The 21,575-nt window shown below is 59.2% G+C and carries 21 protein-coding genes; 14 read left to right on the top strand and 7 right to left on the bottom strand.

The annotated features are described in order from the left end of the window. Window positions 1-63 precede the first annotated feature (63 nt). Both menA and rraA read left to right on the top strand, forming a co-directional pair. Window positions 64-984 carry a 1,4-dihydroxy-2-naphthoate polyprenyltransferase gene (gene menA, locus ACOI6Z_RS24420; RefSeq protein WP_043521913.1) on the top strand — a complete coding sequence of 307 codons (921 nt, stop codon included), beginning with the start codon at window positions 64-66 and terminating at the stop codon, window positions 982-984. A gap of 92 nt (window positions 985-1,076) precedes the next feature. Further along, entirely contained in the window at window positions 1,077-1,562 is a 486-nt protein-coding gene (gene rraA / locus ACOI6Z_RS24415; protein ID WP_002882913.1) for a ribonuclease E activity regulator RraA, read from the top strand. Between the two features lie 61 nt (window positions 1,563-1,623). Here the strand turns inward: rraA and pfkA are convergent, their stop codons facing one another. The 3 genes from pfkA to cpxP form a co-directional block, all read right to left on the bottom strand. After that, window positions 1,624-2,586 carry a 6-phosphofructokinase gene (gene pfkA / locus ACOI6Z_RS24410; RefSeq protein ID WP_002882911.1) on the bottom strand — a complete coding sequence of 321 codons (963 nt, stop codon included), beginning with the start codon at window positions 2,584-2,586 and terminating at the stop codon, window positions 1,624-1,626. A 196-nt stretch (window positions 2,587-2,782) separates the two neighbouring features. Beyond that, a complete protein-coding gene (gene fieF / locus ACOI6Z_RS24405) occupies window positions 2,783-3,685 on the bottom strand; it encodes a CDF family cation-efflux transporter FieF (RefSeq protein WP_008807873.1) in 903 nt (300 codons plus the stop codon). A gap of 158 nt (window positions 3,686-3,843) precedes the next feature. Then, window positions 3,844-4,347: a cell-envelope stress modulator CpxP gene (cpxP, locus tag ACOI6Z_RS24400; RefSeq protein ID WP_023291526.1), complete on the bottom strand. Its 504-nt coding sequence runs from the start codon at window positions 4,345-4,347 to the stop codon at window positions 3,844-3,846. A gap of 149 nt (window positions 4,348-4,496) precedes the next feature. Between cpxP and cpxR the strand changes: the two genes are divergently transcribed. Both cpxR and cpxA read left to right on the top strand, forming a co-directional pair. Next, complete coding sequence (cpxR, locus tag ACOI6Z_RS24395) at window positions 4,497-5,195, top strand: envelope stress response regulator transcription factor CpxR (protein WP_004203671.1); 699 nt, start codon at window positions 4,497-4,499, stop codon at window positions 5,193-5,195. Further along, window positions 5,192-6,565, top strand: a complete 1,374-nt coding sequence (gene cpxA, locus ACOI6Z_RS24390) for an envelope stress sensor histidine kinase CpxA (RefSeq protein WP_008807874.1) — start codon at window positions 5,192-5,194, stop codon at window positions 6,563-6,565. The genes cpxR and cpxA overlap by 4 nt, the downstream gene beginning before the upstream one ends. A gap of 113 nt (window positions 6,566-6,678) precedes the next feature. Here cpxA and yiiM read toward each other — a convergent pair whose 3' ends face one another. Beyond that, the gene (gene yiiM, locus ACOI6Z_RS24385; protein ID WP_044520917.1) at window positions 6,679-7,353 is read right to left on the bottom strand and encodes a 6-hydroxyaminopurine reductase; all 675 of its coding nucleotides are present in this window, start codon (window positions 7,351-7,353) and stop codon (window positions 6,679-6,681) included. 72 nt (window positions 7,354-7,425) lie between these two features. Then, window positions 7,426-8,046 (bottom strand): superoxide dismutase [Mn], encoded by a 621-nt coding sequence (sodA, locus tag ACOI6Z_RS24380; RefSeq protein ID WP_004203668.1) that lies wholly within the window; start codon window positions 8,044-8,046, stop codon window positions 7,426-7,428. A gap of 289 nt (window positions 8,047-8,335) precedes the next feature. Between sodA and rhaT the strand changes: the two genes are divergently transcribed. Continuing rightward, window positions 8,336-9,370, top strand: a complete 1,035-nt coding sequence (rhaT, locus tag ACOI6Z_RS24375) for an L-rhamnose/proton symporter RhaT (RefSeq protein WP_023291524.1) — start codon at window positions 8,336-8,338, stop codon at window positions 9,368-9,370. Window positions 9,371-9,402: 32 nt separating this feature from the next. On the opposite strand, the gene rhaR is transcribed toward rhaT, so the two are convergent. Next, on the bottom strand, window positions 9,403-10,248 hold the full coding sequence (gene rhaR / locus ACOI6Z_RS24370) for an HTH-type transcriptional activator RhaR (protein ID WP_004203666.1): 846 nt from the start codon (window positions 10,246-10,248) through the stop codon (window positions 9,403-9,405). Between the two features lie 73 nt (window positions 10,249-10,321). Continuing rightward, window positions 10,322-11,158 (bottom strand): HTH-type transcriptional activator RhaS, encoded by an 837-nt coding sequence (gene rhaS, locus ACOI6Z_RS24365; RefSeq protein WP_004203665.1) that lies wholly within the window; start codon window positions 11,156-11,158, stop codon window positions 10,322-10,324. 310 nt (window positions 11,159-11,468) lie between these two features. Here rhaS (ACOI6Z_RS24365) and rhaB point away from each other — a divergent pair, with 310 nt between their 5' ends. The 9 genes from rhaB to rhaM all read left to right on the top strand — a co-directional run bounded on the left by rhaB (window position 11,469) and on the right by rhaM (window position 21,490). Next, window positions 11,469-12,935 carry a rhamnulokinase gene (gene rhaB, locus ACOI6Z_RS24360; RefSeq protein ID WP_050534178.1) on the top strand — a complete coding sequence of 489 codons (1,467 nt, stop codon included), beginning with the start codon at window positions 11,469-11,471 and terminating at the stop codon, window positions 12,933-12,935. Next, window positions 12,932-14,191 (top strand): L-rhamnose isomerase, encoded by a 1,260-nt coding sequence (locus ACOI6Z_RS24355; protein ID WP_032454470.1) that lies wholly within the window; start codon window positions 12,932-12,934, stop codon window positions 14,189-14,191. Before rhaB ends, ACOI6Z_RS24355 begins: the two co-directional genes overlap by 4 nt. A gap of 149 nt (window positions 14,192-14,340) precedes the next feature. Further along, on the top strand, window positions 14,341-15,171 hold the full coding sequence (gene rhaD, locus ACOI6Z_RS24350) for a rhamnulose-1-phosphate aldolase (RefSeq protein WP_023291521.1): 831 nt from the start codon (window positions 14,341-14,343) through the stop codon (window positions 15,169-15,171). Between the two features lie 81 nt (window positions 15,172-15,252). After that, complete coding sequence (gene rhaS / locus ACOI6Z_RS24345; RefSeq protein WP_023291520.1) at window positions 15,253-16,239, top strand: rhamnose ABC transporter substrate-binding protein; 987 nt, start codon at window positions 15,253-15,255, stop codon at window positions 16,237-16,239. Between the two features lie 113 nt (window positions 16,240-16,352). After that, the gene (locus tag ACOI6Z_RS24340) at window positions 16,353-17,864 is read left to right on the top strand and encodes a sugar ABC transporter ATP-binding protein (protein WP_064158483.1); all 1,512 of its coding nucleotides are present in this window, start codon (window positions 16,353-16,355) and stop codon (window positions 17,862-17,864) included. Further along, window positions 17,861-18,868: an ABC transporter permease gene (locus tag ACOI6Z_RS24335; RefSeq protein WP_072096694.1), complete on the top strand. Its 1,008-nt coding sequence runs from the start codon at window positions 17,861-17,863 to the stop codon at window positions 18,866-18,868. The genes ACOI6Z_RS24340 and ACOI6Z_RS24335 overlap by 4 nt, the downstream gene beginning before the upstream one ends. Then, a complete protein-coding gene (locus ACOI6Z_RS24330) occupies window positions 18,865-19,869 on the top strand; it encodes an ABC transporter permease (RefSeq protein ID WP_032454468.1) in 1,005 nt (334 codons plus the stop codon). Before ACOI6Z_RS24335 ends, ACOI6Z_RS24330 begins: the two co-directional genes overlap by 4 nt. Window positions 19,870-20,030: 161 nt before the next feature. Continuing rightward, complete coding sequence (gene fucO / locus ACOI6Z_RS24325) at window positions 20,031-21,179, top strand: lactaldehyde reductase (RefSeq protein ID WP_065813165.1); 1,149 nt, start codon at window positions 20,031-20,033, stop codon at window positions 21,177-21,179. Continuing rightward, entirely contained in the window at window positions 21,176-21,490 is a 315-nt protein-coding gene (gene rhaM, locus ACOI6Z_RS24320) for an L-rhamnose mutarotase (protein WP_025710935.1), read from the top strand. Before fucO ends, rhaM begins: the two co-directional genes overlap by 4 nt. The last annotated feature ends 85 nt before the right edge of the window (window positions 21,491-21,575 follow it).

The raw sequence follows: 21,575 nt of genomic DNA, 5'->3' as shown, positions 1-21,575 counted from the left end.
GCAATGCATTTTCATCACTGTTGATGGGGGCTATCGCCCCCATTTTTATTGGCTAAAATAACTATGACTGATATCAGCCGTTCTCAGGCGTGGCTGGAAAGCCTGCGTCCTAAAACGTTACCGCTGGCGTTTGCCGCGATTATTGTTGGCACCGTCCTTGCCTGGGAGCAGGGGCATTTTGATCCCTGGGTCGCCCTGCTGGCGCTGATCACCGCCGGCTTGCTGCAAATTCTTTCCAACCTCGCCAATGACTACGGCGACGCGGTCAAGGGGAGTGATAAACCGGACCGCATCGGGCCGCTGCGCGGGATGCAGAAAGGGATGATTACCCCCCAGCAGATGAAACGCGCCTTGATTGTCACCGTCGCGCTGATCTGTCTGTTTGGTCTGGCGCTACTGTGCGTCGCCTGGCAGAGCGTCGGCGATTTCATCGGTTTCCTCGCGCTGGGTGGCCTGTCGATCGTGGCCGCCATCACCTACACAGTGGGCACCCGCCCGTATGGTTATATTGGCCTCGGTGATATTTCGGTACTCGTTTTCTTCGGCTGGCTGAGCGTCCTCGGCAGCTGGTATCTGCAAGCCCACAATGTGGAAGCGGCCATTTTTCTGCCGGCAACGGCCTGCGGTCTGCTGGCGACCGCCGTACTGAACATCAATAACCTGCGTGATATCGACAGCGACCGGCAGAACGGGAAGAACACCCTCGCCGTGCGCCTGGGGCCGGTCAATGCCCGCCGCTATCATGCCTGCCTGCTGCTCGGCGCCCTGCTGTGTCTGGCGCTGTTTAACCTGCTGGCGCTGCATTCTGCCTGGGGCTGGCTGTTTATTCTCGCCACGCCGCTGCTGGTCAAACAGGCGCGTTACGTCCTGCGCGAATCCGATCCGCTGGCGATGCGGCCGATGCTCGAAAAGACGGTCAAAGGGGCTTTACTGACCAACCTGCTGTTTGTTATCGGGATTATTGCCAGTAAGCTGGCGGCTTAACTGACAAATATCAATTAACAATTGATGATTTTGCCAACAATGCGATTCGCGGGATATACTAAAAACTCTCGCAGCAACTGAACGTTAAGCCTATGAAATACGATACTTCCGAGCTTTGTGACATCTACCAGGAAGATGTCAACGTCGTGGAACCGCTGTTCTCTAACTTTGGAGGACGGTCGTCGTTTGGTGGACAGATCATTACGGTAAAATGTTTCGAGGATAACGGGTTGCTCTACGATCTGCTCGAGCAGAATGGCCGTGGTCATATTCTCCTGATCGACGGCGGCGGCTCAGTACGACGCGCGTTAATTGACGCTGACCTGGCGCGTCTGGCCGTACAGAATGAATGGGAAGGGTTGGTGGTCTATGGCGCGGTGCGCCAGGTTGACGACCTTGAGGAACTGGATATCGGCATCCAGGCGCTGGCGGCCATTCCGGTCGGCGCGGCTGGCGAAGGCATCGGCGAAAGCGACGTGCGCGTCAATTTCGGCGGCGTGACCTTCTTCAGCGGCGACCATCTGTATGCCGATAACACCGGGATGATTCTGTCGGAAGACCCGCTGGATATCGAATAAACCTTGCGCCATAAAAAAGGCCTTCTCCATGAGAAGGCCTTTTGTTTATCCGGCGCGCAACTTAGTACAGTTTCTTCGCGCAATCCAGCCAGTCGTTCTTGAACGGACGCTTCATGTTCTCGATGGCATCGATGATGTCGTGGTGCACCAGCTTCTCGTTCTGGATGCCGACGCAACGGCCGCCATGGCCCTGCAGCAGCAGCTCAATCGCATAGGCGCCCATGCGGGAAGCCAGGATACGGTCGTAAGGGACCGGGGAACCGCCGCGCTGAATGTGGCCGAGGACGGTAGCACGGGTTTCACGGCCGGTCTCTTTCTCGATGTAGCTTGCCAGCTCGTCAACGTCGCACATGTGCTCGGTGATCGCCACGATAGCGTGTTTCTTCCCTTTCGCGATGCCGGCTTTGATTTCCGCTACCAGATCGTCACGGGTATATTCCACTTCCGGCACCATGATGAACTCACAGCCGCCGGCAATCGCCGCCGCCAGAGTCAGGTCGCCACAGTAACGGCCCATCACTTCCACCACGGAGATACGTTGGTGCGAAGAGGAGGTGTCGCGCAGACGGTCAATCGCTTCCACCACGGTGCTCAGAGCGGTGAAGAAGCCGATGGTGTAGTCAGTGCCTTTGATATCGTTGTCGATGGTGCCCGGCAGGCCGATGCACGGGAAGCCCATCTCGGTCAGGCGCATCGCCCCCATATAGGACCCGTCACCACCGATAACCACCAGCGCGTCCAGGCCACGCTTCTTCATGTTTTCGATAGCCACTGCGCGGATGTGTTCTTCGCGGAATTCCGGGAAGCGAGCGGAGCCCAGGAAGGTGCCGCCGCGGTTGATCATGTCGGAAACGCTGTAACGGTCGAGCTGAACCATACGGTCTTCGTACAAGCCGAGGTAACCGTCATAGATTCCAAAAACTTCCAGACCTTCCGTTAATGCCGCGCGCACAACGCCACGAATTGCTGCGTTCATGCCCGGCGCATCACCGCCACTTGTCAACACACCGATTTTCTTAATCATGACTACCTCTGAACTTAGGAAGCAAAAAATAATTCTGTTGCCTGAAGCGCTCCCTCACCAGGAGTGCACGACGCTAATGACAATAGTATATCAAACGCCTCAAGCTGAATTGATTCAGGTCAGACCAAACGGCGGTAATTTATACAAAAAATGCCGAGCTGACCCACATTTTTACATCGAGTTTACAGACTATAACCTAACGCTCAAAAAAGCCCTGCTGCGCCGCCGGCACCACAGAACTGGGATCCTGATGGATAATGACATCGGAACCCGGGAAACGGCGCAGAATCGCCTGCTCCACCTGGTCTGCAATCACGTGGGCTTGCACCAGCGGGAGGTTATCTTCCATTTCCAAATGAATCTGAATAAAGCGGGTCGGCCCTGACTGCCGCGTTCGTAGATCGTGCGCCCCGCGGATGCCGGGCCATGCGGTCACGATGGTGATAATGTCCTGACGCTCCTCGTCAGGCAAAGCGCGGTCGAGTAACGACTGAACCGCCTCATAGCCCATCCGCAGCGCGCTATATAAAATATAGATGCCAATTCCTAAGGCAAACAACGCATCGGCGCGATGCCAGCCGTACCAGGAGAGGCCCAGCGCCACCAGAATGGCGCCGTTCATCATAACATCAGACTGATAATGAAGCATATCCGCCCGCACCGCCTGGCTTTGGGTTTTTCGCACCACCCAGCGCTGGAAGGTCACCAGCGCCAGCGTGCTGAACAGGGCAATCAACGTGACGACAACCCCGACGCCGGCGGCCTGTAGCGGCTCCGGACGCACCAGGTGCTGAATACCGGTAAGAAACAGAAACAGCGCCGAGCCGGAGATAAACATGCTTTGCGCCAGCGCCGCCAGCGACTCCGCTTTGCCGTGGCCAAAGGTATGTTCTTCATCAGCAGGCTGCAGCGAATAGCGCACCACCAGCAGGTTGGTCAGCGAGGCGGCAATATCCACCAGCGAATCCACCAGCGCGGCCAGAATACTGACTGAACCGGTATACCACCACGCAAAAATTTTGATCAAAAGTAACGCGGAGGCCATCGCCGTCGCAGCGATAGCGGCGCGGCTGACCAACCGGCCATAAGATTGATTCATATAGGCTCCTTCTCCTGCACTGCGCTTAGTATAACCTGAACTGGTGACGCTCACGGGATAGGCGAAGAAGTTGATTTGCCGAAAAAAGGACAAAAAAAACCCCCACATCATGTGGGGGAAGACAGGGATGGTGTCTATGGCAAGGAAAACAGGGTTTGTTACTGGGGTTGCAGGGTGTTGCTACTACTCGAAAGCATCATCGCTGAGCCTTTCTGCGTCCTTGCAACCTCACGCAACTGATCCATACGTTGCTGGTGCTTAGCATTTAAAACCGCTTGCTGCTCTGGCGTAAGCAGGTGGTACATCTGGTTGCGGACCTTAGCCATCTCGACCTGGCGAGCAACCTGTTCCTGCGCCATCTTTTCTGCCTGAGCGCGCACAGCGTTTTCATCAAAATTTTCTGCGGTGACAAGGCGATGCATTGTCTCCATTTCGCTAACATTAACGGGGAGCCTGTCGTGGCGTGCCCGTTGCATAAGATCCCGTAACTGCTGACGTTGCTGCTCGGTTAAACTTATGCCGTCAAACATATGGCTCTGGCTACCGCGCTGTCCCCCTTCGTCTCCGGGGAGCCAGTTAACGCTGGTAACGACTTCAGCGGCCTGGCTATATGCACTTAGCGCCAGCGTTGAGGCCATGACGGCAGCGATAACATTGCGCATCACATACTCCCAAAACGTTTGTGTCGCGATTCAACGAGAGACAGTCTACGATTCAGGCTGCAAACATGCGTCAGGGGGTGTAAAACAACGTAAAGTCATGGATTAGCGGGCCTTGATGACGTAATTTCTGCCTCGGAGGTATTTAAACAATGAATAAAATCCTGTTAGTTGATGATGACCGGGAGCTCACCTCCCTGTTAAAAGAGCTGCTCGATATGGAAGGTTTTAACGTGCTGGTGGCCCATGATGGGGAACAGGCGCTGGCCCTTCTGGACGACAGCATTGATTTATTGCTGCTCGACGTAATGATGCCGAAGAAAAACGGTATCGATACGCTTAAAGAGCTGCGTCAGACACACCAGACTCCGGTTATCATGCTAACAGCGCGCGGGAGCGAGCTGGATCGCGTTCTCGGCCTCGAGCTGGGCGCAGATGACTATTTGCCTAAGCCGTTCAACGATCGCGAACTGGTGGCGCGTATACGCGCGATTCTGCGCCGTTCCCACTGGAGCGAACAGCAGCAGACGACCGAAGCCGGCTCGCCGACCCTGGAAGTGGATGCCTTAAGCCTCAATCCGGGCCGCCAGGAAGCCAATTTCGATGGCCAGACGCTGGAGCTCACCGGCACCGAGTTCACCCTGCTCTATCTGTTAGCGCAGCATCTCGGCCAGGTGGTGTCACGCGAACATTTAAGCCAGGAAGTGTTAGGCAAGCGCCTGACGCCGTTCGACCGCGCCATCGATATGCATATTTCCAACCTGCGGCGTAAGCTGCCGGAGCGCAAAGATGGCCATCCGTGGTTTAAAACGCTGCGTGGCCGCGGGTATCTGATGGTTTCCGCTTCATGATTGGAAGTTTGACTGCACGCATCTTCGCCATCTTCTGGCTCACGCTGGCGCTGGTGTTGATGCTGGTGCTGATGCTGCCCAAACTGGACTCCCGGCAGATGACCGAGCTGCTGGAAAGCGAGCAGCGTCAAGGCATCATGATCGAGCAGCACGTCGAGGCCGAGCTGGCCAACGATCCGCCAAACGACCTGATGTGGTGGCGTCGTCTGTTTCGCGCCATCGATAAATGGGCGCCTCCGGGTCAGCGCCTGCTGCTGGTCACCAGTGAAGGCCGCGTGATCGGCGCAGAACGCAACGAGATGCAGATCATTCGCAACTTTATCGGCCAGGCCGATAACGCCGATCATCCGCAGAAAAAACGCTATGGCCGCCTGGAAATGGTGGGCCCGTTCTCCGTCAGGGATGGGGAGGATAACTATCAGCTGTATCTGATCCGTCCCGCCAGCACCTCACAATCCGACTTTATCAACCTGCTGTTTGACCGGCCGCTGCTGCTGCTGATCGTCACAATGCTGGTTAGCGCCCCGCTGCTGCTGTGGCTGGCGTGGAGCCTGGCGAAACCGGCGCGTAAGCTGAAAAATGCCGCTGACGAGGTCGCCCAGGGCAACCTGCGGCAGCATCCGGAGCTGGAAGCCGGACCGCAGGAGTTTTTAGCCGCTGGCGCCAGCTTTAACCAGATGGTGACGGCCCTGGAGCGGATGATGACCAGCCAGCAACGGCTGCTGTCCGATATCTCGCACGAACTGCGCACGCCGCTCACGCGCCTGCAGCTGGGCACCGCCCTGCTGCGCCGCCGCAGCGGTGAGAGCAAAGAGCTGGAGCGTATCGAAACTGAAGCGCACCGGCTGGACAGCATGATCAACGACCTGCTGGTGATGTCGCGCAATCAGGCGAAAAACGCCCTGGTGAGCGAGACGGTCAAAGCCAATCAGCTGTGGGGCGAAGTGCTGGACAACGCGGCGTTTGAAGCCGAGCAGATGGGTAAATCGTTCACCGTTGAGTATCCGCCGGGTCCGTGGCCGCTGTACGGTAACCCCAATGCGCTGGAAAGCGCGCTGGAGAATATCGTCCGCAACGCCTTGCGCTACTCGCACACGAAGATTTCCGTCAGCTTCTCAGTGGATAAAGACGGGATTACGGTTAACGTCGATGACGACGGCCCGGGAGTCAGCCCGGAGGATCGCGAGCAGATTTTCCGGCCATTCTACCGGACCGACGAGGCGCGCGACCGCGAGTCCGGCGGCACCGGCCTGGGGCTGGCGATTGTCGAAACCGCTATTCAGCAGCACCGTGGCTGGGTGAAGGCCGACGACAGCCCGCTGGGCGGTCTGCGCTTAACCCTCTGGCTGCCGCTGTATAAACGGACCTGACGCTGACCCGGCCTGCGTTGCGCCGGGTTACCGCCAGGAACGGTCAGGTCGCCCGGGTAAGGCGCTTGCGCCGCTACCCGGGAGACGCTGCGGAAAGCGCCAATATGGGGGAATTATTTCCCCCACAATCGCCGTGAATTATCCTCGATCTTGCCGCTTAAACGGCGCTTCTGCATGGTTCGACTCCAGCTTACCGACAGGCCCGCTGCCGACAATAAGCGGTGGTACTGATCGTCATCAAACGGCATCTGCCAGGCAATCGCCCCGGCCTCATGGACGCTGACATCGCTCAGGCGAGAGACCAGTTCGAGCGGCGCATCGCTGGAGACTTGCCCCCCGGCGATCACCCGGTACAACCAGCCGGTCTTCCCGCTGTTTTGCATCAGCTGCGCCATATCACCGATCGCAAAATGAAAGTTGAGCTTGAAGCACGGAGAGCGCGGCTGGGTGACCTGGATCAGCGCCTCGCCCCAGCGAAAGATATCGCCAATGTAGACGTTTTGTTCGGTGAGGCCGGTGGTGGAGAGGTTTTCGCCGAACGCCGGGGCGCAGAACCGATCGGCCTGCTGGGGAAATTCACGGATCCAGTCGGCATAGTGTTCGCGCGGATAGTGACACAGCGCGCGGTCCGGCCCGCCGTGTATTTTCTTCTCTGCCTGCTCATCCCCTTCGAGACCGAGATCGCCGAGCTGCAACTCGCCGTCAACCTGGATTTTGCCGATCGCGCTGGGACGACTGCCCGTGTAGTCCCTGATTTTGCCGACAAAGACATTCACCGGATAATGCATGTCTGCTCTCCTTGCTACCGATATAAAAAAAGCGAGCCATCAGACTCGCTTCTCTCTTAGCACATTGCAACCTTATTTTTTGGCGGCAAAACGCGCTGCAGCTTCGTCCCAGTTCACCACGTCCCAGAAGGCTTTGATGTAGTCCGGGCGACGGTTCTGGAATTTCAGGTAGTAAGCGTGTTCCCACACGTCCAGACCCAGGATCGGGAAGCCGGAAGCGCCGGAAATGGCTTCGCCCATCAGCGGGGAATCCTGGTTTGCGGTGGAGACAACGGCCAGTTTGTCACCTTTCAGGACCAGCCACGCCCAGCCGGAACCGAAACGGGTCGCAGCGGCTTTTTCGAATTCCGCTTTGAAGTTGTCCACAGAGCCGAAATCGCGCTCGATAGCCGCTTTCAGGTCGCCCTGCAGGGTGGTACCGGTTTTCAGGCCTTTCCAGAACAGGCTGTGGTTCGCGTGGCCGCCGGCGTTGTTACGCAGTACGGTTTTTTTGTCAGCCGGCAGCTGATCCAGCTTGGTGATCAGCTCTTCAGCGGACAGGTTAGCGAACTCCGGCAGGCTTTCCAGCGCGGCGTTGGCATTGTTCACGTAGGTCTGGTGGTGTTTGGTGTGATGGATCTCCATCGTCTGCTTGTCGAAGTGCGGTTCCAGAGCATCGTAAGCGTACGGCAGGGATGGCAGGGTATAGCTCATAATCATCTCCATTATTGTCGAGCGGCTCAAGTGTTAACGCCGCGTAAGCAGTTTGTCCATTATAGTTAATTAAATGGTATTGAAAATGCTTATCAATGCCGTATTTTTCATATGGATATAACCAGAAGAAATACCCGTCGTTTTGTGATGTAGAACAACTAATTAAGCCCATGGTTGCCAGAGTTCGCCATCCTGTGGCAACGTCCTGAAGGCGGCCAAAGCGGCTAATTTTTACACTCATCGCATCGGAAGCCGCCGTCTCCGATAAAAAAAGATGAGGATAAAATCAATGAACCACGCGATTACGATGGGTATTTTTTGGCATTTGATAGGGGCCGCCAGTGCCGCCTGTTTCTATGCCCCGTTCAAGAAAGTAAAACACTGGTCGTGGGAAACCATGTGGTCGGTCGGGGGGATCGTCTCCTGGCTGATCCTGCCCTGGGCCATCAGCGCCACCCTGTTACCCGATTTCTGGGCCTACTACCGCTCCTTTAACGCCTCCACGCTGCTGCCGGTCTTTCTGTTCGGCGCCATGTGGGGCATCGGTAATATCAACTATGGCCTGACCATGCGCTATCTCGGCATGTCGATGGGGATTGGCATCGCCATTGGCATCACGCTGATTGTCGGTACGCTGATGACGCCGATTATTAACGGTCAGTTTTCGGTGCTGATGCACACCCAGGGCGGTCAAATGACGCTGCTCGGCGTGCTGGTGGCGGTGGTTGGCGTTGGCATCGTCACCCGCGCGGGCCAGCTGAAAGAGCGCAAAATGGGCATCAAAGCCGAAGAGTTCAATCTGAAGAAAGGGCTTCTGCTGGCGGTGATGTGCGGTATCTTCTCGGCAGGGATGTCGTTCGCGATGAACGCCGCCAAACCGATGCATGATGCCGCCGCGGCGCTCGGCGTCGACCCGTTATATGCGGCGCTGCCAAGCTACGTGGTGATTATGGGCGGCGGGGCGCTGGTCAACCTTGGCTTCTGCTTTATTCGTCTGGCGAAAGTGAAGACCCTGTCAGTCAAAGCCGATTTCTCACTGGCCAAACCGCTCATCATCAGCAACCTGCTGCTTTCCGCCCTCGGCGGCCTGATGTGGTATCTCCAGTTCTTCTTCTATGCCTGGGGCCACGCCAGCATTCCGGCGCAGTACGACTATATGAGCTGGATGCTGCACATGAGTTTCTACGTACTGTGCGGCGGTCTGGTGGGTCTGGTGCTGAAAGAGTGGAACAACGCCGGTCGTCGTCCGGTGAGCGTCCTGAGCCTCGGCTGCGTGGTGATCATCATCGCCGCCAACATCGTCGGTCTGGGAATGGCCAGTTAAGCACCGGATCATCTGCCTGACAAAGACGCTCTTCAGGCGGCGGCGCGACTGCGCTGCCGCCACTGCCCCGGCGACATGCCGATTTCCCGGCTGAACACCACCGAAAAGTAGTTACTGTCCTCAAAGCCGCACTGCATGGCGATATCGCCGATTAAGCGCTCGGTATGCTGCAACAGATACTGCGCATGGCAGATCCGTAGCTGGCGTAAATAGTGATTGATGGTCATGCCGGTTTGCTGGCGAAATTGCTGCCGTAGCGCCCGCTCGCTGCCGCCCTCCTGCTCGCAGAAACGCTCCAGGACAAAGGGTCGGCTCAGGCTGGCCGCCAGCGCGGCCAGCAGTTTGTCCAACAGCGCTTCGCGCTGCGTCGCCGCCAGATTATCCGTCGCGTAGCGATGGCGCTGGAGGGTCAGCGCCAGCTGAGCAAACAGCAGCTCGGCCATCGCATTCCCCTGCGCATCGTGCCGGGAACACTCATGCTCAAGCTGGCTAATTACCTGGCGCGCCTGGGCCATACCGGTGCTGCCCATGCGCCAGTGGGGCTTCCACGGGGTGCCAAAGAGGCCAGGGATCGCCCCCGCCCAGTCGAAATTGAGCTGCAGCCGCTCCGGGCAATAGATGATGTTCTGCAGAACCAGATCGTTAACGGAAGCATAGGAGTGTTTATCTTCGGCGCGAATATAGAACAGATCGCCGCGGGTAATGCGCCAGGGACGGTCGTTGAGAACGTGCAGCCCGTTGCCCCGCCACACCAGCACCAGCTCGCAGAACTCATGGGTGTGTTCAGCGAAGACGTTTTGCGGATAGCGGTCGGCCACCGCCACCGCCTGCGTGGCGGAAGGGAAAAACTCCTCTTTACGTAGAATCAGACCGGCCACGGCTCACACTCCCAACGCGGATAACGGCGCATTATTCGCGTTTTTGGTCCGCAATACGTTGACTCCTCTCGCGTTACTGAAGAATAGCGTCGCGCCCCTGGCGGATATCGCGCGGCGACCAGGAAAACTCGCGGCGAAAAAGCGTCGAAAAGTGGTTACTGTCGCCGAATCCGCAGCGATAGGCGATATCAGTCACGCTTTCATCGCTGTGGCGCAGCAGGTGGCGGGCTTTCATCAGGCGCACCCGGTTGAGATAGCGCTGCGGCGTCAGGCCAGTCTGCTGCTTCAGCTGGCGGTGTAGAGTACGCAGCGACAGCGAAAACTGCGCCGCCACCTCCTCCCAGCAGATCTCCTGCGCAAAATGGTCTTCCAGCCAGGCCAGCAGCTGATTCAGCCGCGCATCGTTGTTGGTGGCCTCTTCCGCAAGGCTGCTTTTCCGCAGCAGCACCAGCAGCTGCATAAACAGGATCTCACGGCTGGCGACGGCATGGGTATCCGTTTCGCTCCCCATGGCCTCCATCTGCGCCACGATATGCCGCACCTGCTGCAGGACCGTCTGGTTCACCCGCCAGTGCGATGGGTAGTTGCCCTCCTGCTCCTGGGGCAGCAGCTGGCTGACCCCGGCGAGAAAACGAAACGCATCCGGCGCGCGATAGAGCACGTTGGTCAGACACAGATTGTCCGTGTGCTCGTAAAGATGCCGGTCGTGATCGCGAATAAAGCAGACCGAGCCGCCGCCGATGGTATAGGGCTGGCCATTGAAGACGTGAATGCCCGTGCCCTGCTCCACGATGACAATTTCATGGAAATCATGGTGATGCTCCGGAAAGGCCGACTGAGGGAGGCGGGGTTCAATAGCCACCGTCGAGATCCCGGCCTTAAAGAAATCCGTACTGTGCAATATGGTCATGATGCCACCCTCGTAATGAGAAAAATTATCAGTCACCGGCTGATAGTAATGAAGGGTTGGCTATCCGGCCTTCAATTTTTGACCGCGAAATTCGTAAATCCTGCCGCTTTTTCAAGAATCAGCCGGAAAGATGCGGAACTGCGGACCCCATCACATCCTCCTCACCACCGCCCAAAACCGCAATTTGTGATTTTCCTCACGGTCACCTTTGCTTTCTTGCCAGCGGCCAGTTTCGGCTGTCCGTAGCGAGAAGGTGTTAGTCAGCGCCCTTTTTTAGACTGCGGACAATGATTTTAAGAAGGGTCGTTCCATGAGTATTCGTCATTGTGTCGCCGTCGATTTAGGCGCCTCCAGCGGGCGGGTCATGCTCGCCAGCTATCAGTCCGGGCCGCGCGCCCTGACGCTGCGTGAAATTCATCGCTTCACCAACAGCCTGCAGAAGGTGGATGGCTTCGACTGCTGGGATCTCGATAGCCTCGAAGGCGAGATCCGCCGCGGGCTGGAGAAAGTGTGTGAGCAGGGCATCCTGATCGACAGCATCGGCATCGATACCTGGGGCGTGGATTATGTCCTGCTGGATAAGCAGGGTCAGCGCGTCGGGCTGCCGGTCTCCTATCGTGACGACCGCACCCAGGGCCTGCTACGTCACGCTGAAGAACAGCTGGGCCGGGCGGAGATCTATCGCCGCAGCGGCATTCAGTTTCTGCCGTTTAACACCCTTTATCAGCTGCGCGCCCTGGTGGAGCAGCAGCCGGAGCTGGTCAGTCAGGCCGCCCATGCCCTGCTGATCCCCGACTATTTCAGCTTCCGCCTGACCGGCAATCTGAACTGGGAATATACCAACGCCACCACCACCCAGCTGGTCAACATCCACAGCGATAGCTGGGATGAGACGCTGCTGAACTGGACCGGCGCGCCGCGCGAATGGTTCGGTGCGCCGACGCATCCCGGCAACGTTATCGGCCACTGGATTTGTCCGCAGGGCAATAACATCCCGGTGGTCGCCGTCGCCAGCCACGACACCGCCAGCGCGGTGATCGCCTCCCCGCTGGCCGACCGCCACGCCGCCTACCTCTCCTCCGGGACCTGGTCGCTGATGGGGTTTGAAAGCCTGACCCCGTACACCTGCGACGCGGCGCTGCAGGCCAATATCACCAACGAAGGCGGGGCCGAAGGCCGCTATCGGGTGCTGAAAAATATTATGGGCCTGTGGCTGCTGCAGCGGGTGCTGAAAGAGCAAAACGTCAGCGACCTGCAGGGGCTAATCGCGCGCACCGCCGCGCTGCCGGCGTGCCGCTTCATCATTGACTGCAATGACGACCGCTTTATCAACCCGGCCAGTATGAGCGCCGAGATCCAGGCCGCCTGCCGCGGATCCGGTCAGCCGGTTCCTGACAGCGACGCCGAACTGGCGCGCTGCATTTTCGACAGCCTGGCGCTGCTCTACGCCCGGGTGCTTAATGAGCTGGCGGCGCTGCGCGGCCAGCCCTTCAGCCAGCTGCATATCGTCGGCGGCGGCTGCCAGAACGAACTGCTCAACCAGCTGTGCGCCGACGCCTGCGGGATCGTCGTCGTGGCCGGCCCGACAGAGGCCTCCACCCTCGGCAATATCGGCATCCAGCTAATGACCCTCGACGAGCTGGCCAGCGTCGATGAGTTTCGTCAGGTGGTGCGCGGCAACGCGTCCCTCACCACCTTTACCCCCAATCCTGATAGTGAAATTGCCCGTTTCGTGGCGCAGTTTCAGCCACAACAGACCAAGGAGCTTTGCGCATGACCACTCAACTTGAACAAGCCTGGGAAATTGCTAAGCAGCGCTACGCCGCCGTCGGCGTGGATGTCGAGGAGGCCCTGCGCCAGCTGGACCGTCTGCCCGTATCCATGCACTGCTGGCAGGGTGACGACGTCGCCGGGTTCGAAAATCCGGCGGGAAGCCTGACCGGCGGCATCCAGGCCACCGGCAACTACCCGGGCAAAGCGCGCAATGCTCAGGAGCTACGCGCCGACCTTGAGCAGGCGCTGAGCCTGATCCCGGGGCCAAAGCGTCTCAACCTGCACGCTATTTATCTGGAATCCGACGCGCCGGTGGCGCGCAATGAGATTAAGCCGGAGCACTTTAAAAACTGGGTTGAGTGGGCGAAAGCCAACAAACTGGGGCTGGATTTCAACCCCTCCTGCTTCTCGCATCCGCTGAGCGCCGACGGCTTTACCCTATCGCATGCCAACGATGAGATCCGCCAGTTCTGGATCGACCATTGCAAAGCCAGCCGCCGCGTATCCGCTTATTTTGGCGAACAGCTGGGCACCCCGTCGGTGATGAATATCTGGGTGCCGGACGGCATGAAGGATATTACCGTTGACCGCTTCGCGCCGCGCCAGCGGCTGCTGAACGCGCTGGATGAAGTCATCAGCGAAAAATTCGACCCGGCGCATCACATTGACGCTGTGGAGAGCAAGCTGTTCGGTATCGGCGCCGAAAGCTACACCGTCGGCTCCAACGAGTTCTATATGGGCTACGCCACCAGCCGCCAGACGGCGCTGTGCCTGGATGCCGGCCACTTCCACCCGACGGAGGTCATCTCCGACAAGATCTCCGCCGCCATGCTCTACATCCCGCGTCTGCTACTGCACGTCAGCCGCCCGGTGCGCTGGGACAGCGACCACGTGGTGCTGCTGGATGATGAGACCCAGGCCATCGCCAGCGAAATCATTCGCCATAACCTGTTTGACCGCGTGCACATCGGCCTCGACTTCTTCGATGCCTCCATCAACCGCATCGCGGCCTGGGTGATTGGTACCCGCAATATGAAAAAAGCGCTGCTGCGCGCCCTGCTGGAACCGACCGATCAGCTGCGCCAGCTGGAGAACGACGGCGATTACACCGCCCGCCTGGCGCTGCTCGAAGAGCAAAAATCCCTGCCGTGGCAGGCCATCTGGGAGATGTACTGCCAGCGTCACGACACGCCGGCGGGCAGCCAGTGGCTGGACAACGTGCGGGCTTATGAGAATGCGGTTCTGAGCCAGCGCGGGTAATGCACGGGCTTCCCCGGGTCGCGGCTGACGCCTTACCCGGGCTACGAACCGGTAGCCCGGATAAGCCGTTTACGGCGCAATCCGGGGGCACGCACATATTTAGGGTGAGGGGGTCAACCCCTCACCGAATCAACAGGAAAGACAAGACTATGCAGAACATAATCGACGCCTGGTTCGTCCAGGGCATGATCAAAGCCACCTCCGACGCCTGGCTGAAAGGCTGGGACGAGCGCAACGGCGGCAACCTGACGCTGCGTCTGGATGAGGCGGATATCGAACCTTACGTGGCGGATTTCCACGCTAAACCGCGCTATATCGCCCTCAGCCAGCCGATGCCAACCCTGGCTAACCAGCCGTTTATCGTCACCGGCTCCGGCAAATTCTTCCGTAATGTCCAGCTCGACCCGGCCGCTAACCTTGGCGTGGTGAAAGTCGACAGCGACGGCGCGGGATACCATATCCTGTGGGGTCTGACGGAGGATGCAGTGCCGACCTCCGAGCTGCCGGCACACTTCCTGTCGCACAGCGAGCGCATCAAACTGACCGACGGCAAGGACCGGGTGATCATGCACTGTCATGCCACCAACCTGATCGCCCTGACCTACGTCCTGGAGAACCACAGCGATCTGTTCACTCGCAAGCTGTGGGAAGGCAGCACCGAATGTCTGGTGGTCTTCCCGGACGGCGTCGGCATTCTGCCGTGGATGGTGCCAGGCACCGATGAAATCGGCCAGGCGACTGCGGAAACCATGCAAAAACACTCGCTGGTGCTGTGGCCGTTCCACGGCGTCTTCGGCAGCGGCCCAACCCTGGATGAGACCTTCGGTCTGATCGACACCGCCGAGAAGTCCGCCGAAGTGCTGGTGAAAGTCTTGTCCATGGGCGGTATGAAGCAGACCATCACTCGCGAAGAGCTTATCGCCCTTGGCAAACGCTTCAACGTGCAGCCGCTGCAGTCCGCGTTAGATCTTTATCCATAACAACATCGCGCCCCGCTCACCGAGACGGGGCGAAGCCTCACCTGCAAACCCTACAAAACTGACTCATGTGGAGTAAAAGCAATGAAAACAAAGACAAGCTTGATCCTCACCGTTGCCGCCCTGGCGTTGTCCGGTTCCGCCTTAGCAGAAGTCAAAATCGCCCTCGTGGCGAAATCGCTGGGAAATGGCTTCTTCGAAGCCGCCAACGTTGGCGCCCAACAGGCAGCCAAAGAGTTAGGTGATGTCAAAGTGATCTACACCGGCCCGACCACCACTACCGCCGAAGCGCAGATCGACGTGCTGAACGGGTTGATCGCCCAGGGGGTGGATGCGATCGCCATTTCCGCTAACGATCCGGACGCGGTGGTGCCGGTGCTGAAAAAAGCGATGCAGCGCGGCATCAAGGTGGTCTCGTGGGACTCCGGCGTGGCGCCGGCAGGCCGCCAAATCCATCTTAATCCCTCCAATAACGCCTTAATTGGCGAGACCAACGTCAAGCTCGCCGCCGATGCGCTGAAGGCGCTGAACGTGGAGAAGGGGGATGTGGCAGTGTTAAGCGCCACTCCGACCTCCACTAACCAGAATATCTGGATTGAGGAGATGAAAAAGGTGCTGCCGCAGTATCCGTCCGTACACCTTGTCACGGTCGCCTACGGTGACGATCTGTCGGATAAAAGCTACCGCGAAGCGGTGGGCCTGCTGAAATCATATCCGGACCTGAAAGTCATTGTTTCGCCTTCGTCGGTGGGGATCGTTGCCGCCGCGCAGGCGGTGAAGGACCAGGGCAAAATCGGCAAAGTGTATGTCACCGGGCTGGGGCTGCCGTCGGAAATGGCCGGCGCGATCAAGTCTGGCGCCAGCAAAAGTTTCGCCATCTGGAACCCGATTGACCTGGGCTACGCCGCCACCTATCTGGCCGACGATTTAGTCAAAGGCACCGCGACCAAAACCGAAGCCAGTATGGGCAAGCTGGGCAAAGTGAAGCTGGATGCCGAGGGGAACGGCGCGATGGCCGAGCCGTTTGTCTACGATGCGAGCAACATCGATAAGTTCTCGAAGATTTTCTAACCCTTGTTCCCTCACCCCGGCCCTCTGCGCGATGCGGCCAGCGGGCGCCGGACCGTTCCCTCTCCCCTTTGGGGAGAGAGTTAGGGTGAGGGGCGATTTTACGGAGAACTATCATGTCAGCATCAACGCCACTGCTGTCGCTGAAGGGCATCACCAAGATTTTTCCCGGTGTGCGTGCCCTTGAGAACGTACAGCTTGATCTCTGGCCCGGCAAAGTGACCGCCCTCATCGGCGAAAACGGCGCGGGGAAATCCACGCTGGTCAAAGTCATGACCGGTATTTATCAGCCCGAAGAGGGGGAGATCCTCTATAAAGCGATCCCCATTCATCTGCCGACGCCGGAATCGGCGCACAAGGTGGGGATCACCGCCATTCACCAGGAAACCGTGCTGTTTGACGAACTCTCGGTCAGCGAAAACATTTTCGTCGGCCAGTATCTGTATAAGGGGCTGCTCAAAACGCTCGACTGGCCTGCGATGCATCGCCGGGCTGGCGAGATCCTCGCCCGGCTTGAAGTTCTGATCGACCCGCGCGCCACGCTGAAAACGCTCAGCATCGCCCAACGGCACATGGTGGCGATTGCCCGGGCGCTGGCTTTCGACGCCCAGGTGGTGATCCTGGATGAGCCGACCGCCGCGCTCTCGCAACATGAAATTCTGGAGTTTTATCAGATCGTTGAGCGTCTGAAGCAGGATGGCAAAGCGATCCTGTTTATCTCGCATAAGTTTGATGAGATTTTCGAGCTGGCGGACTACTACACCATTCTGCGCGACGGCGTTTACGTCAGCTCCGGAGCGATAAACGACATCACCGAAGAGCGGATGGTGGCGATGATGGTGGGCCGCGCGATTACCCAAACCTACCCGAAAGTTGACTGTACCCCAGGGGAAACGGTGCTGGAGGTGCAAGACCTCTGTCACCCCACCGAGTTTGCCCATATCAGCTTCAGCCTGCGCAAGGGAGAAATTCTCGGCTTTTACGGCCTGGTGGGCGCCGGACGCACCGAGCTGATGCAGGCTCTCTCCGGCGTAACGCATCCCTCCTCCGGCGAGATCCGGCTGAACGGCAGCCCCATGCGCTTTCGCCAGCCCGCCGACGCCATCCGCGCGGGCATCGTCTGCGTACCGGAAGAGCGGCAGAAACAGGGGGCGATCATCGCCCTGCCCATCGCCCAAAACATCAGTCTGCCGCAGCTCAGTAAGCTCAACCCTAACGGCGTCCTGAACGACGCCCGGGAATGGCGGCTGGCGGACGAGTACGCCTCGCGCCTGCAGGTTAAAGCCTTCAGCTGGCGGCAGCCGGTGGAGACCCTCTCCGGCGGCAACCAGCAGAAAGTGGTGATCGGCAAATGGCTGGCGACCCATCCCGAGGTGATTATCCTCGACGAGCCGACCAAAGGCATCGATATCGGCTCTAAAGCCGCCGTGCATCAGTTTATGTCCGAGCTGGTCAGCCAGGGGCTGGCGGTGATTATGGTCTCGTCAGAGTTGCCCGAAGTGATGGGCATGGCCGACCGGATTATCGTGATGCACGAAGGGCTGATGGTCGCCGAGTACCGGGCCGGGGAAGCGACGGCGGAAACCATCGTTAGCGCCGCCAGCGGCATTGGCCAGGAGGCAGCATGATGGGACACGCATGGCTGAAGCATCGCGAAGCGCTGCTGGCGGTGGTCATCATTTTGATGATCGGCGCCATTGGCAGCCGGGCGCCATCGTTCGTTTCACCGGGCAATCTGGTGGAGATGTTTAACGATACCGCCATCCTTATCATCCTCGCCCTCGGGCAGATGATGGTGCTGCTCACCAAAGGCATCGATCTGTCGATGGCCGCCAACCTGGCGCTGACCGGGATGATCGTCGCCCTGCTTAACGCCCACTATCCGGGTATTCCGGTGGTGGCGCTGCTGGCGCTGGCAACCCTGCTGGGCCTGCTGATGGGGGTGATTAACGGCCTGCTGGTCTGGCGCCTCGGCATTCCCGCCATCGTGGTGACCCTGGGCACCATGAGTATCTATCGCGGCATTATCTTTCTGCTGACCGACGGCGGCTGGGTTAACTCACATCAGATGAGCGCTGATTTCCTCAGTCTGCCGCGCAGCGCCCTCCTGGGATTGCCGCTGCTGAGCTGGTGCGCCATCGCCGCGCTGCTGCTGGTGGGTTATTTCCTGCGCTACAGCCGCACCGGCCGGGCTTTATACACCGCAGGCGGCAACGCGACGGCGGCGTACTACACCGGTATTAACGCCGGGAAAATGCAGTTCGTCAGCTTCTGTCTCTCCGGCGCGCTGGCCGGCTTCTGCGGCTATCTGTGGATCTCGCGCTTCGCCGTCGCCTATGTCGACGTAGCGAACGGCTTTGAGCTGCAGGTGGTCGCCGCCTGCGTGATCGGCGGTATCAGCACCATGGGCGGAAGCGGACGGGTGCTGGGCTGCCTGTGCGGCGCGCTGTTCCTCGGCGTCATCAATAATGCCCTGCCGGTGATCGGCATCTCACCGTTCTGGCAAATGGCGATTTCCGGGGCGGTGATCGTCATGGCGGTGCTGCTTAACGAGCGCGGCAATCGCGGTCACGGGCGGTTAATCCTGCGTAACGCGGCGCTAGCCCGGCAGAAACAGGGGGTGAAATCATGAGCAAGATGATGGTATCTGAAGAGATGAAAAACGCCCCGGCCGCGCCGTCGCCGCTGCGCCGCCTGCTGTGCTGGGAAGGGTTTTTACTGGCGGTCACCCTGGCGGTATTTATCGGCAACGCCCTGGCTTCCCCTTATTTCCTTAATATCTGGAACCTGTCGGACGCCACCTTCACCTTTACCGAGAAAGCGATCGTCGTCCTGCCGATGGCGATGCTGATTATCGCCCGGGAAATCGATCTGTCGGTAGCCTCGACGATGGCGCTCAGCTCAACGGTGATGGGCTTCTGCGCGGCGGCGGGGATGGATACGCCGCTGCTGGTATTGGTCGGGTTGGGCGTGGGTCTGCTGTGCGGCCTGTTCAACGGTATCCTGGTGACGCGTTTTAACCTGTCGTCGATCGTGATCACCATCGGCACCATGAGCCTGTATCGCGGCATCACCTATATCCTGCTGGGCGATCAGGCGCTCAACCACTACCCGGAGAGCTTTGCCTGGTTCGGCCAGGGGTACGTGTGGGGCGCGCTCTCTTTTGAGTTTGCGCTGTTTATCCTCCTCGCGGCCGCCTTCACCTTCCTGCTGCATAAAACCAACTTTGGTCGCCGGACCTACGCCATCGGCAATAATCCGACCGGCGCCTGGTACTCCGGGATCAACGTGAAGCGCCATAACCTGGCGCTGTTCGCGCTGGTCGGGCTGATGGCCGGACTGGCGGCGGTCCTGCTGACCTCACGGCTCGGCAGTACCCGCCCTACCCTGGCGATGGGCTGGGAGCTGGCGGTTGTCACCATGGCGGTGCTCGGCGGCGTCAATATTCTCGGCGGCTCCGGCAGCATGCCCGGGGTGATCATCGCCGCCTTTCTGATGGGGCTGGTGACCTTCGGCCTGAGCCTGCTCAACGTCCCCGGCATCGTGATGTCGGTGATTATCGGCGCGATGCTGATCGTGGTTATCTCCCTGCCGATTATGACCCGGCGGATGCTGCAGCGAAGACGATGTTAATTTCCCCTTCACCCTAAATCCCGGAGGCGGTGCTACGCACCTGTCCTGGCTACCGGCCTGCAGACGCCAGTGAACCTGTAGCCCGGGGAAGGCGCCAGCCGCGACCCGGGAGCGGGTGAAGGGAAACGGATTTCCCAAAATCAACATTAAGGAGAATTATCATGAGTTTTATGTTGGCACTACCTAAAATCAGCCTCCACGGCGCAGGCGCTATCGGCGATATGGTCAAGCTGGTAGCGAGCAAACAGTGGGGCAAGGCGCTGATCGTCACCGACGGGCAGCTGGTGAAGCTGGGCCTGCTGGACAGTCTGTTTTCCGCGATGGATGAACAGCAGATGGCATATCAGCTGTTTGACGACGTGTTCCCCAACCCTACCGAAGCGTTGGTGCAGCAAGGCTATGCGGCGTACCAGGCGGCCCGCTGCGATTACCTGATCGCCTTCGGCGGCGGCAGCCCGATTGATACCGCCAAGGCGATAAAAATCCTCACCGCCAACCCTGGCCCCTCCACAGCCTATTCCGGCGTCGGCAAAGTGAAAAACGCTGGCGTGCCGCTGGTGGCCATCAACACCACTGCCGGCACGGCGGCGGAGATGACCAGCAACGCAGTGATTATCGATAGCGAGCGTCAGGTAAAAGAGGTGATTATCGACCCGAACCTGATCCCGGATATCGCCGTCGACGACGCCAGCGTGATGCTCGACATCCCGCCAGCCGTTACCGCCGCCACCGGCATGGACGCCCTGACCCACGCCATTGAGGCCTTTGTCTCCGTTGGCGCCCATCCCCTGACCGACGCCAACGCCCTCGAGGCCATCCGCCTGATCAACCTGTGGCTGCCGAAAGCGGTAGACGATGGACACGATCTGCAGGCCCGCGAGCAGATGGCGTTTGGCCAGTATCTGGCGGGCATGGCGTTCAACAGCGCCGGCCTCGGGCTGGTACACGCCCTGGCCCATCAGCCTGGCGCCACCCACAACCTGCCGCACGGGGTGTGCAACGCCATCCTGCTGCCGATCATCGAAAACTTTAACCGCCCGAACGCCGTGGCGCGCTTCGCCCGCGTGGCGCAGGCGATGGGTGTCGATACCCGCGGCATGAGCGATGAAGCCGCCAGCATGGAGGCCATTAACGCCATTCGCGCGCTGAGCAAACGCGTGGGGATCCCCCAGGGCTTCAGCCAGCTTGGCGTCAGCAAAGCCGATATCGAAGGCTGGCTGGACAAAGCGCTGGCCGACCCGTGCGCGCCATGTAACCCGCGCCCCGCCAGCCGCGATGAGGTCCGCGAGCTCTATCTGGAGGCATTATGATCCGTAAAGCCTTTGTCATGCAGGTGAACCCCGACGCGCACGAGGAGTACCAGCGCCGTCATAACCCCATCTGGCCGGAGCTGGAGGCTACGCTGAAAGCCCACGGCGCGCACCACTACGCCATCTATCTCGATAAAGAACGCCACCTGCTGTTCGCCACGGTGGAGATTGAGTCGGAAGCCCGCTGGGAGGCGGTCGCCAGCACGGAAGTGTGCCAGCGCTGGTGGAAATACATGCGCGAGGTGATGCCCAGCAACCCGGACAACAGCCCGCTGAGCGCGGAGCTCAAAGAAGTGTTTTATCTGGCGTGAACCCACGATTGCCCCGCTGTGCTGAGCGGGGCAGCTGTTTGCGACGCTGGGAAGGACGACTGACCGTGCGCCGTCGCGTCTCCTG

The organism is Klebsiella sp. C239 (assembly GCF_048822715.1).
GTDB classification, from domain to species: Bacteria; Pseudomonadota; Gammaproteobacteria; order Enterobacterales; family Enterobacteriaceae; genus Klebsiella; species Klebsiella quasipneumoniae.
This window is presented reverse-complemented; position numbering and strand designations above follow the sequence as displayed.